Genomic DNA, 12,579 nt, shown 5'->3' with positions numbered 1-12,579 from the left:
GGCCTCCGGCCGGATTCCTTCCGGCCCCCAGACCCCCGCGCGGGAGGGCAACCCCGCGCGGCCCCGGCCCGGACCCCCGGGCCGCACCCCACCAACGAGAGGAAGCCCCGTGAACACCAGCCACCGCCAGGTCGACGTCAACGACGCGACCACCGCGCGCACGCTCGCTGTGGCCAGCGCGTCGGACTTCATGTCCCTCGCCGCCACCATCACCGGGGGCCAGCTGTACACCCTCGCCCACGCTTGGACGACCGAGCCGCCGTCCACCACCACGCAGCACCGCGCATGGCGCCTCATCGAGGAAGACCAGGCCTTCCACATTTGGGACACCATCGGGGACCAGGTCCTCAGCCGCGTCCACTGGACGGCGCTCATCAGCGACGGCCTCATGGCCATGCGCACGGCGGCGGTCGCGGCCGCAGCCCGGCAGGGGCTGACGGCGGAGGAGTACGCCGAGCTGGTCGGCCCGTGGGAGTCCGTCGCGGGCCCGATCGGCTGACCGGGTGCCGGTCCCGGGCTGACGGCCCGGGACCGGCCCGGCCCCCGGCGCGGCCCCCGGCGCGGGTGGCCGGCCCGGGCGGCATCGAGCCGCCCGGGGCCGGGCTGACGCGCCGCAGGCCTCCGGCCGGATTCCTTCCGGCCCCCAGACCCCCGCGCGGGAGGGCAACCCCGCGCGGCCCCGGCCCGGACCCCCGGGCCGCACCCCACCAACACCGAGAGGACCAACTGACCATGACCAGCACCACCACCCCCGCCCAGCAGCACGCGGCGCGAGCCCTGGCGGCCGCGCTCACCCGCCACGGCCTCCCCGCCCAGCCGGTCACCACGAAGCACTGCGCGGTGACCGAGATCGAGATCACCACGGAGGGCTACTACGAGGTCCTGACGCTGGAGATCGTGACCGGCGCCGACGTCGTCCGGTGGACCACCCTCAGCGCCTACGCCGACGTCACCGGCCAGGGCGAGTGGGTGGTCCCGGCCTCCGGCGCACCGCTGCTCGGCAGCCGGCTCTACCACCGTCGGGTTGCCGCCCGCGTCCGACGCGAGCTTGCCCGCTGGAACGCGGTCCCCGGCCGCCCCACCCCCGGGACGATCGAGGAGCTCATCGGCGACGAGGCCGACACGTGGACCCGGTGGCACACCATCGTCACCCACCACTACGCCGGGGCCGTCGCGGACGGCCGGGCCGATGCCACCAGCACCCCCGACCACCTGGCCGCCCTCTTCCCTGAGCTGACCGCCCGGTTCAACCTCGCGGCCGAGGACGGATGGGAGATCCCGATCGGCATCCTGCGCCAGCTCGCCGACGGCCAGGTGGTCGAGGACCACGAGGACTACGAGCCCGGCACCGCCCTGGTGCTGAACAGCCCCCTCGCCAACCGGTTCGGGCCGGACGCCGTCGAGCGTCTGCGGACCGCGTTCGGCGGCGACCTGGCGGCCGCCGCCCGGACCTTCCTGGCCCGCCGACCCCAGTAGCCCGACACCGGAGCCGCACGGGCCACCCGTGCGGCTCCGGCCCCCGCCCGCCGGCCCGCACCCACCACCGAAGGGAACCACCGTGAACGCCAGCCCCAGCCCCGACGCCCCCGCCGACGCCGGTCCGCTGCTCGCGGCCGCCGAAGCCGCGAACTGGGAGACCATCGTCACCACCGCCGTGTCGCGCGACGGCACCCGGCACTACCGCCTCCAGGCCGCCAACAACGGGTTCGACCCGTTCGAGGGTGCCTGGTTCTGCGTCGACTGGTCCAGCAGCGACGGCGGCCCGTGGGAGCTCGGCTACATGCCGCCCTACCTCATGCTCTACAGCGAGATGGTGTTCCCCGAACCCGACCTGCCGCGCCTCGCCGAGGCGTTGAAGCAGTTCCCCGGCCGTCCGGCCCAGCCGGCCACGCCGTACGGCGAGGACCCGGAGACCCCGTCCAGCCGCTGACCGCCTCCCGGCCCCGGGCGCTGTGCCCGGGTCCGGTGCGGGTGGCCGAGGGCCGGCGGCATCGAGCCGCCGTCCCCCGGGCTGGCGCCGCGGTGGCCGGCCACCGCGGCCAACGGCCGTGAAGCCGACGCCCCTTCGGGGCGGCCGCCTCTGCCCGGCGCGTTCACCGCCGGGCCCGTGGCCGGCCCGGCGGCCGCCGGACGAACCCGCGCCGCCCGTCCCCTTCCGACCTTCCGTCCGCAGCTGCGGACCCGCCGACCTCCCCGCCCGTGACCAGCGGGCGGCTCCACCGCCGGAGCGAGGGCAACCGCCCCGGCCCCACCGACAGAGGAACCACCGTGCTGAACCTCCCCCCGCTGTGCCAGGCCACCACCCAGGACCCCGCCGAGGCCGGCCATCGGATCACCACCACCAGGCCCTGCCGGGCCGACGCCACCCACCGGGTCGTCGGCTACTCCCTCACCACCGCCACCCTGACCGCCGTCCACCACGAACTCGCCTGCGCCGAGCACGCCGAGCCGCTCGCCGAGCAGTGGAGCGACCGGGGCGTGCGCATCACCGGCAAGCGCCGCCCGGTGATCGCCCGGGCCCACCCGTACCGGCCCGGCGCCCTGTACCCCACCAGCCTGCAGCCGACGTTCGACGGCCTGCCGTCCTACGTCCCGCAGGCACGCGCGGCCGCGCCCGCCGAGCACCGGCCGAAGCGGCGGCGCACCCCGGTCCCGCGGCAGGCCCCGCTGTGGACCGCCGCCGCCCAGGTCGCGGCCGCCGCCACCGAACCCGCGGCCGCCGACGTCGTCGCCGCCGAGCCGCCCGCCCTGGTGCTGCCCCCGTGGCTGCGGGTGGTGTCGCAGAACCTGGCCGACGACCGGTGGTCGGTCGAATGCTCCCGGCACACCGGAGCCTGGCAGCGCGTGCGCCTGGTCGACGGAGACCGGATCGAGGCCGAGGACTGGGCGCACTACCACGCCCTGGACCACGTCCAGGAGCACCAGCTGGTCACCCCGGACGAGCTCGACCTGGCCGAGGCCGCCGGCTTCTCCCGCCTCCAGTCCGAGGTGATGGGCTGGGCCGAACGCGGCGAACTCGCCGAGGACCTGAACGGCTACTACGTCCCCGACGGCGGGAACTGGCAGCCGAAGGCGATCGACGCCCGCCGGGTGCGGACCCTGCTGGCACGCGGGTACCTGGTGTGGCAGGCGGAGAGCACCGGCTACCGCCGGGACGTGCCGCTGTCCGCCGCCGGGCGGGCCGCGTGGTCGGCGTGGGCCCGGGCCCGCCGCCTCGGCCTGGTCGACTACGCCGAGACCGACACCGAGACCGGCGTCACCGACCGCAGCCGCCGCCAGTTCGTGATGCTGCGCGAGGAGTTCCCCGCCGAGCGGGAGGCCGCCAACCGCCGAGGCCCGGCCGAGGCGCCCGAGCGGCCGCCGACGGTCCGTACGGCGGTCGACTGGCACCACCCCGCGGACGGCGCGCACGTGCTGGTGCGCGAGCGCCTGGTCGAGTACGGCGAGCACCGGTACACGGTGCGGCGGATGGGGGAGGGGGAGCCGATGACGCTCGCCCGCGCCGACGGCGGCCCGGTGCTCGCCGAAGGCCTGCGCTGGTGGTCCGAGGTCGAGCAGGCCGTCACCGAGCACGCCCAGGCCGGCGGCCGCGGCGGCGCCGACGAGCTCGGCCCCCGCCCGCCCGTCCCGTGGGAGCTGTCCGCGCTGGACTGCCCGGTGACGCTGCACCAGGTCGGCCCGCGCTGGCTCCGGGTCGCCTGCTCCGACTGCGACCGGCTCGACATCGAGGACCGACTGGCCGGCCTCGGCGAGCACGACCACCAGGCCGACGCCGTGCACGCCGCCGCCCAGCGCGCCGGAGCCCACGAGTGCGTGATCCGGGCCTACATGGAGGCCGGCCGCCGCGAGGACGCGGCCAAGGACCTGGCACCGCACTTCACGGTCGAACTCTGGGCCGTCCTGGCGGCCGCGCACGTCCGCGCGGGAGGGCTTACCTGGGACGGCCGGCGCTACCGGGCGATCCCCGCCGACGCGCCGAGCGACACCGCGTCGAAGGGCCGCCCGGTGCGGCGCGAGCTGGTCGAGCTGCTGCAGCGCGGCGCCTACCTGTACGCCCGCAAGGACGCCGGGCCGATTCGCCCGACTCCGGACGGCGTGCTCGCCGTCGAGGCCCTCGCCGGGGTCGAACTGCCGCCGACCTGGCCCAAGGGCCGCAAGGCCCCCGAGAACCTGCCGCTGCTGCCACACGGATGGGCGCACAAGCGCCGGATGGACCGCATGTTCGCCGAGCTGCACGAGTGGGCGGCCGAGGCGGAACAGCGCCGGGCCGCCGCGCCGGAGAACGCCGGCGCTTCCCCCACCCCCAGCCCTCTGGTTTAATTGTCTCCTCACCCTTGGGGGTCGGCTTCGGCCGGCTGTCCCGGGGAACGACGAAGGCCCGCCGAGTGACGCGGCGGGCCTTGCCGAACCGGACGGCGTAGTTGGCAACAGGCCGGCCGGTTTGTGCGTCTCCCACCAACAAGTGAAGGACACCGACGATGGTACCCGAATCCCCGTTCCCGGTTGAGCAGCCGGACGACGGCACCCCGTGGCCCGGCGACCTGGTCGTGCTGCGGCCGGCGACCGCCCGCACCGCCCCGACGGCGGACCACTTCCTGATCGCCGACTGGCACGGCGACCCCGACAGCGGCCTGTTCGAGATCAACCTGCCCGCCGACCACCCGCTGTGGGCGGACTGGGCCCAGGTGGTCACCGCCGACGACCTGGCCACCGTAATCCGGCACAGCCCGGACGGCGTCCAGACGTGGGGTTGGCTGTGACCCGCGGCCCGCTGCCGGCACCGCAGGCCGCCACCGACCCCGTGGAGACTCCCGTGACCCCCCAGAAGCCCACCGCCGAGCAGCGCGACGCCGACCAGCTCGACCAGGCCGTGGACCTGCTCGCCCACGCCCCCGACACCGGCACGGCCGAACTCGCCCGTGCCGCCCACGCGATCCAGCCCGGCACCTCCGAGAAGGCCTGGCGCTCCGTCATCGACGGCGCGCGCGCCCAGCTGTGCGACCGCCCGACCCTCGCGGCCGAGACCGGGCTCAGCACCCGCACCCTGCAACGGCTGTGGGTCGGCCGTGAGGACAACGACCACCCGCCCGCGGTTGTGATCGGCGGAGTGATGCACTGGTGCGTGCCGCAGTGGCGGCACTGGCACGAGGACCTGGCCGCCGCCACCGCCGCCGAGCAGAACGCGAAGGCCGGCCCCGCCGATGCCTCGGCGGACGAAGACCCGGACGAACTGCTGCCGATCAACGCCCTGGCCAAGATCATGGGCCACAAGGACACCAGCACCGTCCTGGGCTGGCGCAAGAACCCTCCGGCCGGGTCCATCGGCGACCTCATCCGCGACGAGCCGGATGGGGAGGTGCTCTACCGGGGCCAGGTAGTTCCGGCCTACCGTCGCAGCCGGTTGCGGGAGGCCGCCGCCCAGGCGCCCGCCCGCGGCCGCGGCGGCGCCGGCCGGGGAGCCGGCCGCAAGCCCAAGGCCCACCCGTGGGCCGGCGACCCCAAGCTCGACCTGGCCCGCCGACTGCTCGCCGAGCACCCCGACGCCAGCACCTCGGAGCTGGTCCGCGCCGCCCGCCGCGGGGACGGCGAGGGCACGTCCGAGCCCACCTGGCGCCAGATCATCGAGACCGCCCGCACCCATCCGGAGGCACCGTGACCACCACGCGCTGCCCCGCCCACCGGGCCCAGGAACCGCCGGCGCCGAGGAGGCCGTTCGTCACCGCCCCGCAGCCGTACAGCTGCAAGGGGTGCGGCGCCCGGCTCGGCACCCCGGACGAGGCCGTTCACCACCACTGCCCGTGCTGCGGGGAGCGGCTTGAAGGGTGCATCCGCAACGGCGGCTCCGTCTGCCCGCGATGCGGCCGGATCGGCCGCGACGGCGAGTTCACCGCCGAGGTCGACCACCTGGCCGAGCTGCTGGCCGGTCGCGGCCAGCCCGACGCCCAGCAACTCGCCGCCTCCGCCTTCCGCCGCGTGATGGGCGAACAGGTCGCCCACTACGCCCGGTGGATCCACCAGAACCACGGCTACGTCCACGGCGTGCTCGCGCGCGGGTCCTCCCGCGTCGACGTTCGCGTGCTGGTCGAGGCCAGCCAGGTCGAGGCCGCCTCGGCGTGCGGCCGGGACGGCTGCCGGGGCAAGGTCTGGTCCCCGGTCGCCGATACCACCCAGCTGCTGGCCGTCCACCAGCGACACCCCCAGCGCCCCGGCGCCTGCGACCGATGCGACCGGAGGACAACGACATGACCACCCCCATCACCTGCCCGCGTTGCGCGGGCCCCCTCGTTGAGCCGACCGCGCGCTCGCGGACCACCATCGGCCGCGCCAGGGTGATCTGTTCACCCTGCGGGATCAACGAGGCCGGGCGCGACCAACGAGGCTTGGCGCCGATCCCTCCGACGGACTGGCCCATCGGGTGGTAGCACTCCCCGCGGGTTTCAGATTTCGGCCCCCGATGAGGAGGCAAAAGTAGAACCACGTGGCCCCGGCGCTCACCGCGCCGGGGCCACGACGCGTTCGGCTCCGCGCCCGGGACCGGCGATCTCCGGAAGTGCCAGGATGGTGACCTTCCTGCAGTCGGCGGATCCGGGGGAGTGTCATGGACGAACGCGCGAAGCGGGCCCTGGCCTATGTGGCCGAGCGCAGCATCCTGGTGCCCCACGGATGCCGCTACTGGACCAGGGCGCTCACCAGCGACGGGTACGCCAAGGCGACCCTGACCGAGGACGGCCGCGAGCGCACGGTGCGGGTGCACCGCTGGTTGGTCGAAGAGATGCGCGGTCCCCTCCGGGCCAGCGAGAAAATCGCCCACGGATGCAACGAGGTTCTGTGCATCGAGCTGGACCACCTGTCCGCCGGATCCCAGCTCGCCAACCTGCGGCAGATGGCCGCCCAGGGCCGCTCGGCCGGCCGAGCGCACGTCGGCATCGCCGACAGCCGGGGCCCACTCGGCCGGGCCCAGGCGATCCAGGCCGCGCTCCGCGACGGGCTGGACCTGGCCGAGCTGGCAGCCGCGATGCTCGCCGGCGAGGTGCGGCCCCTGGTCCGCGAGGCCCTGGCGGGTGGGTACGACGCCGAGGCCTACCTGGCCGCGGTCGAGGCGAGCGACCCGAGCCGCGCACAGCTCCCGCTGTTCTGACCGCCGCCGGCCCGAGCAGCACGAAGGCCCCGCCCTGGCGGATGGGTAGCCATCCCGAGGACGGGGCCGACGCACGTTCAGCAGGTCACACCGCCGCAGTTCCTGGCGGTTGGGTGGCGCCCACCGGGCCGTAGGCCGGGGCGCTCTCCTGCTCGGGGATCGTAGCCGACGGAGCCGGAGCTGGCTCCACCTTCTTCTCCGCTTCCACCTTCGTCTTCGCGGCGGCGGTCTTCACGGTCGCCGTGTGGCGCTTGCGCGCAGCCTTGACCTCTCCGTCCGTCATGCCGCACCGCTCGGCGGCTTCGGTGACGTCCACCCCGGTGTTGAGGAGCTGGACCACCAAGGCGTCGGTCGCCGCGTTCTTTTCGGCCCGCTTGCCGGCCCGCTCCAGCTCCAGCTTCTCCAGCAGCTCCTCCGTTTCCTCGTCGTACGCCTCCATCAGCTCCAGGCCCAGGATGATCTCGCCGGCGAGCTTGCGGCGGTCGGCCGCCAGCTGCTCGAACTTCGCGGCCTTCTCGGCCGCCTCGCGGCGCGCCCGCTGGCGCGCCGACAGCTGGCGCGCCCCCCTGCTCTCCTCAGCCATCCGGCCACCCTCCTTGATCGTCAAACGGTGGTGCACATTGTGCCCCGCCCGCCCGTCGGCCGCGCCGAAAAGGCGGGGCGGAGCGTCGAGCGCCATCCGCCTTCCGCGTCGCCGTACGCAGGAGCGCCGGCTGACGTCCGCGGAAGCCAGCCCGCGCGGAGCCTCCCGCGCCGCCGTACGCCGTAGGAGTCCTGGCGGTCAGTCGTCTGCGGGTCGGTGACGCACCGTCTCCCGGCTCTCCCCATGACGCGCACACAAGGTGCGTCCTGTGTGCGGTTTTCCACAGACCTGCTCGGTGAGCAGATCTGTGGAAAACCGCCTCGCAAGCTCGTGACCGTATCTGATCTTGAAACACTCGGCCGACGATTCGACTGTGTGCCTCGCAAGCTCGCACACAGGTCTCTCGTCAAGCCTCGCTTTTTCAAGATCAGATACGGTCACACCTCAGACACTTGAGTGACCATGGGGGTACGATCGCCAAATGATGACCGTCCACCGCCTCAGTGCCGGGGACGGGTATGCCTATTACATTCGCGAGACCGCCAGTGCCGACGAGCGCCGCGACCTCGGCCGGGAACTCGGCGACTACTACACCGCCCAGGGCCAGCCTCCCGGCCTGTGGATGGGATCCGGGATCCAGCTTCTCGGCGTGTCGGGCACGGTCACCGAGGCCCAGATGAAGGCCTTGTTCGGCGAGGGGCTTCACCCCGACGCAGAGCGGATCATCGCCGAGCGGATCGCCGCCGGCGACAGCCCCAAGCGTGCCCTGGTCGCCGCGAAGCTCGGCCGGGCCTTCCCGCAGTACAAGAACCGCGACACCGAGTTCGGCCGCCGCTTTGAGGGGGAGCTGGCGACGTTCGACCGGCTCAACCGCCGCTCGCCGGACGCCACGGAGCGCGCCACCCTGCGTGGCAAGGTCGGCGCCCTGATGTTCCGTGAGGAGCACGGCCGGGTCCCCGCGTCCAAGGAGGAGCTGGGCCGCTTCATCAAGAAGGCCGAGGGCGGGAAGCGGCAGGAGGCCGTGGCCGGGTTCGACCTGGTGTTCTCGGCCCCGAAGTCCGTCTCCGTGCTGTGGGCGCTGGGAAACGAGGAGGTGCGCCAGGCCGTCGAGCGGGCCCACGAGCAGGCCATCGCCGACACTCTTGCGTGGCTGGAAGCCGAGGCCACGATGACGCGCACCGGCACCGGCGGCGTCGCCCAGGAGCACGTGCAGGGCGGCCTGATCGCCACCCGCTTCCGCCACTACGACAATCGCGAGGGTGAGCCCCTGCTGCACGACCACGTGGTGCTCGCCAACAAGGTGATGGGCCCCGACGGCAAGTGGCGGAGCCTGGACAGCGCCTTGCTGTACGCGCAGAACGTGCCCGCGTCCGAGTTGTACAACGCCCGGGTAGTCGAGGCGGTGTGCGACGCGCTCGGCCTGCGCGCCGAGGCCCGCGAGGTCACCGCCGGCAAGCGCCCGGTGATGGAGATCGCCGGAGTCGGATCCGACCTGATCGAGGGCCACTCGGCCCGCTCCAAAAGCATCAAGGAACGCACCGCCGAGCTGGTCGAGGAGTTCCGCCAGCAGCACGGCCGCGAGCCCTCCAGCAAGACCCTGCTGCAGCTGATGCAGCAGGCCACGCTCGCCACCCGCCCCGACAAAGGGCACGCCCGGGCGCTGTCCGAGCTGCGGGTCGAGTGGCGCGCGGCCGCCGTCGACGCCTACGGCGCCGAGCGCGTGGACACCCTGCTGCAGAGCGCCCGGGCCGCCGCCGACGGCTTCCGCGAGGACTCGGCCGCCGTCCGGATCGACGTGGAGACCGCCGCCCGCGAGGTGATCGACACCGTCTCGGAACACCGAAGCGTGTGGGGCCGGCGCCAGGTTCTGGCCGAAGCCCGCCGGTGGGTGATGGCCGCGACCCGTGGAACGCGGCCCGGTACCGAGCTGGCCGAGCAGATCGCTGAACTGGCGCTCTCCCGCGAGGCCATCAACATCACACCGCCGGACCCGAACCCGGCCTTCGCGCCGCTCACCCGCCCCGACGGGACGAGCATCTACCGGCGCCGGGAAACCGAGCTGTTCACCTCGGCTGCGGTGCTCGCCGCCGAGGACCGGATCGTCGGCGCCGCCCGGACCCGCGTCATCCCGGCGGCGTCCGCCGAGGCCTACGAGCGCGTGCTGGCCGCCTACCAGCAGGCCAACCCCGATCGCCCGCTGGACGCCGGACAGCGCGCCCTGGCCCGCCGCTTCGCGCTCGGCGAGCACCTGGTCGAGGCTGCGATCGGGCCCGCCGGTGCGGGCAAGACCACCGCCATGGCCGTGGCGGCCGACGCCGTGCGCGCCGCCGGCGGCCGCGTGATCGGCCTCGGCCCCTCCGCCCGCGCCGCCGCCGAGCTCAGCGCCGGGATCGACGCACCCGCGTACGTGCTGCACCAGTGGCTCGGCCAGCGCGAGCGCGCCCGCCAAGGCGAGGCAATCCCGGCCGAGTTCGAACTCGCCGCAGGGGACATGCTGATCGTCGACGAGGCCGGGATGGCGGGCACCCGCCGCCTCGCCGACGTCGTCGTCGAAGCCGAGCGCGCGGGAGCCGTGGTCCGCCTGGTCGGCGACCCCGGACAGCTGGCGAGCGTCGAGGCCGGCGGCGCCCTGCGGCTGCTCGCCAACACCACCGACGTGGTCGAACTTGAGCAGGTCCACCGGTTCCGCGCACCCGGAGAGGCGGCCGCTTCCCTCGCTCTGCGGGCGGGTGAGCCCGAGGACGCCTGGGCCTGGTACCTGGACCAGAACAGGATCGTGGCCGGCAGCCGCGAACAGATGCTGCAGGCCATTTTCGGCGACTGGCAGCACGACGTCGAGCAGGGCCGACCCGCCCTGATGATGGCCGACGACAACGCGAGCGTCGCCGAGCTCAACAGCCTGGCCCAGGCCTACCGGCTGGGCGCCGGCCAGCTCGACACGACGCACACCGCCCACCTGCGCGACGGCCTGGACGCCCACCGCGGCGACCTGGTCGTGACCCGCCGCAACGCCCGGAAGAACCTGGTGCGTGGCGGCCGAGACTTCGTGAAGAACGGCGACCAGTGGTCCGTCATCGCCGTCAACGACGACGGCTCCCTGGTCGTGCGGCACACCGACCACGGCGGCCGTGCGACCCTGCCGGCCGACTACGTCAGCCGGTACGTGGAGCTGGGCTACGCAAGCACCGGCCACCGCGGCCAGGGCGCCACCGTCGTCATTGGGTCCGGCCTGCTCAGCAGGAAGACATCCAGGGAGGCCGCCTATGTCGAGATGACGCGTGGTCGCGAACAGAACCGCGGCTACGTCATCCTGGACGACGGCGAGACGATGGCCGACGTCCTCGCCGCCATCGCCCGCAACACGCAGGCGTCGATCTCCGCGACGGAGACGATCCGCGAGGAACAGGACCGCGCGTTCGGCATCCGCCAGCTCGCCAACGAGTACACCGACGTCCACGCCCGCGCCCTCTCCCTGCGCTACCAGAGCATGCTCCGCTCGGTGATCGGAGAGGAGGCCGAGGCGTTCATCTCCGCCGACGCCTGGCAGGCCGTAGTCCGTGCCGTCCGCGACGCCGAGCGCGAAGGATTCGCCCCCGAGCGGATCCTGCTCGCCGCCTACCGCGAGCGCGATTTTGACGACGCCGAGGATGTCGCCGCAGTGCTGAGCTGGCGCATCGACAACCACGTGGACGACGCCCGCGAGCTCATGCAGAAGCTGCAGGCGGAGAACCCCAACCGGCCCCTGGCCGACCTCACCCCCGAGCAGCTCGAAGGCCTCGTCCAGCGCGCCGCCGAGCACCGCGCGCAGGCGCTGGAGAGCCTGCACCGGGCCGACGCCCGCGTGGCCAACCAGCCGCGCGCCGTCAAGGTCGAAGGCCAGCCGGTCCCGGCCTGGCCCCACCGTGCGTACGGCGACTTCACCCGTGCTCAGCTCGCCGACGCGATCGCCCGGGCCCGCCGCCTGAGTCGGAGGAGCGACCTCGGGGAGGAGTCTGCACGCGAGGCGGTCGCTGACCTGTCCGCGCTGCGGTACGAGCAGCGGTTGCGCGCCCGCATGGCGCCGATCGACCGCATGCGTGAGACCTGGCAGCGCGAACCCGGCACCGGGCGCGCCGCCACCGCCGGACAGGACGGCGTGGTCGTCGCCGCGACGATGCGCGCCAACTTCCAGGGCCAGCATGAGGCCCGCCAGCGAGTGGAACAGGCCGAGGTCATCACCGCTCGGGTGCGCGCCGAACAGCGCCTGCGCCAGCTGCTGCCCGACACCGCCCCCCTGGCCCCGGACAACACCGGTCCGCTGCCCGAGTGGCTCGCGCCGCGCGAGGTCGAGCGCGACGAACACACCCCGCCAGCGTGGATCGAGCACCTGCAGGCCCGCCGCGAGGTGATCGAGGAGCGCCTGCGCCAGACCGGCCGTACCCTCGCCCAGGACCCGCCCGAGTGGGCGCGCCCGCTCGGCCCCGTCCCGCCGGTGGACCACGAACTGCGTGAGGCATGGGAGCGCACCGCCGCGCTGGCCGACGCCTGGCGGACCCGCCGCCAGGCGCGCGACAGCGAGCCCGGAATCGGCGACCGCCCGGGTGCCGACCGTGACGCCGATGCCTGGCAGACGCTGCAGGACCAGGTGACCCAGGTGGGCCGTCGTGCGCGCGCCGTCGAGGCCGCCGCTCGCCGCGGTGACGTCCTCTACCCGGTCGCCGAACTGGTGGGCCGGGACGCGCTGGAGTCGGCCACCGAGTTGGAGCCGTCCGCCGTGGCCGTCGCCGAGGAGACCCCGGTCATCGAGGCCGACCTGGTCGAGCGGGCCGTCGAGGACGTCGCCGTTGTGGACGAGCCGCAGGCCGAGGTCGAGGTCGAC

Annotated in this window: 10 protein-coding genes; 9 read left to right on the top strand and 1 reads right to left on the bottom strand. The window is 74.2% G+C overall.

Annotated elements, in window-relative coordinates; translation table 11 throughout:
- The first annotated feature begins 109 nt into the window (after positions 1-109).
- From ACZ51D_RS38190 to ACZ51D_RS38155, 8 genes are all read left to right on the top strand, one after another.
- Positions 110-499 carry a hypothetical protein gene (locus ACZ51D_RS38190; RefSeq protein ID WP_465664849.1) on the top strand — a complete coding sequence of 130 codons (390 nt, stop codon included), beginning with the start codon at positions 110-112 and terminating at the stop codon, positions 497-499.
- A 233-nt stretch (positions 500-732) separates the two neighbouring features.
- Positions 733-1,476, top strand: a complete 744-nt coding sequence (locus ACZ51D_RS38185; RefSeq protein WP_465664847.1) for a hypothetical protein — start codon at positions 733-735, stop codon at positions 1,474-1,476.
- Between the two features lie 82 nt (positions 1,477-1,558).
- Positions 1,559-1,930, top strand: coding sequence for a hypothetical protein (locus tag ACZ51D_RS38180; protein ID WP_465664846.1), 372 nt, complete (start codon positions 1,559-1,561; stop codon positions 1,928-1,930).
- Between the two features lie 338 nt (positions 1,931-2,268).
- A complete protein-coding gene (locus tag ACZ51D_RS38175; protein WP_465664845.1) occupies positions 2,269-4,320 on the top strand; it encodes a hypothetical protein in 2,052 nt (683 codons plus the stop codon).
- Between the two features lie 158 nt (positions 4,321-4,478).
- The gene (locus tag ACZ51D_RS38170; protein ID WP_465664844.1) at positions 4,479-4,760 is read left to right on the top strand and encodes a DUF6211 family protein; all 282 of its coding nucleotides are present in this window, start codon (positions 4,479-4,481) and stop codon (positions 4,758-4,760) included.
- A 53-nt stretch (positions 4,761-4,813) separates the two neighbouring features.
- Entirely contained in the window at positions 4,814-5,656 is an 843-nt protein-coding gene (locus ACZ51D_RS38165) for a hypothetical protein (protein WP_465664843.1), read from the top strand.
- Positions 5,653-6,246 carry a hypothetical protein gene (locus tag ACZ51D_RS38160; RefSeq protein ID WP_465664842.1) on the top strand — a complete coding sequence of 198 codons (594 nt, stop codon included), beginning with the start codon at positions 5,653-5,655 and terminating at the stop codon, positions 6,244-6,246. Before ACZ51D_RS38165 ends, ACZ51D_RS38160 begins: the two co-directional genes overlap by 4 nt.
- A 352-nt stretch (positions 6,247-6,598) precedes the next feature.
- Positions 6,599-7,138 carry an HNH endonuclease signature motif containing protein gene (locus ACZ51D_RS38155; protein WP_465664841.1) on the top strand — a complete coding sequence of 180 codons (540 nt, stop codon included), beginning with the start codon at positions 6,599-6,601 and terminating at the stop codon, positions 7,136-7,138.
- Positions 7,139-7,223: 85 nt separating this feature from the next.
- Here the strand turns inward: ACZ51D_RS38155 and ACZ51D_RS38150 are convergent, their stop codons facing one another.
- Positions 7,224-7,817, bottom strand: a complete 594-nt coding sequence (locus tag ACZ51D_RS38150) for a hypothetical protein (protein WP_465664840.1) — start codon at positions 7,815-7,817, stop codon at positions 7,224-7,226.
- Between the two features lie 385 nt (positions 7,818-8,202).
- Between ACZ51D_RS38150 and mobF the strand changes: the two genes are divergently transcribed.
- On the top strand, positions 8,203-12,579 hold a 4,377-nt coding region (gene mobF / locus ACZ51D_RS38145), incomplete at its 3' end, for a MobF family relaxase (RefSeq protein ID WP_465664839.1).

It is taken from the genome of Kitasatospora sp. NPDC033851, assembly GCF_055576085.1.
The sequence above is the reverse complement of the archived record's forward strand: the minus strand, read 5'-3'. Positions and strand labels throughout refer to the sequence as shown.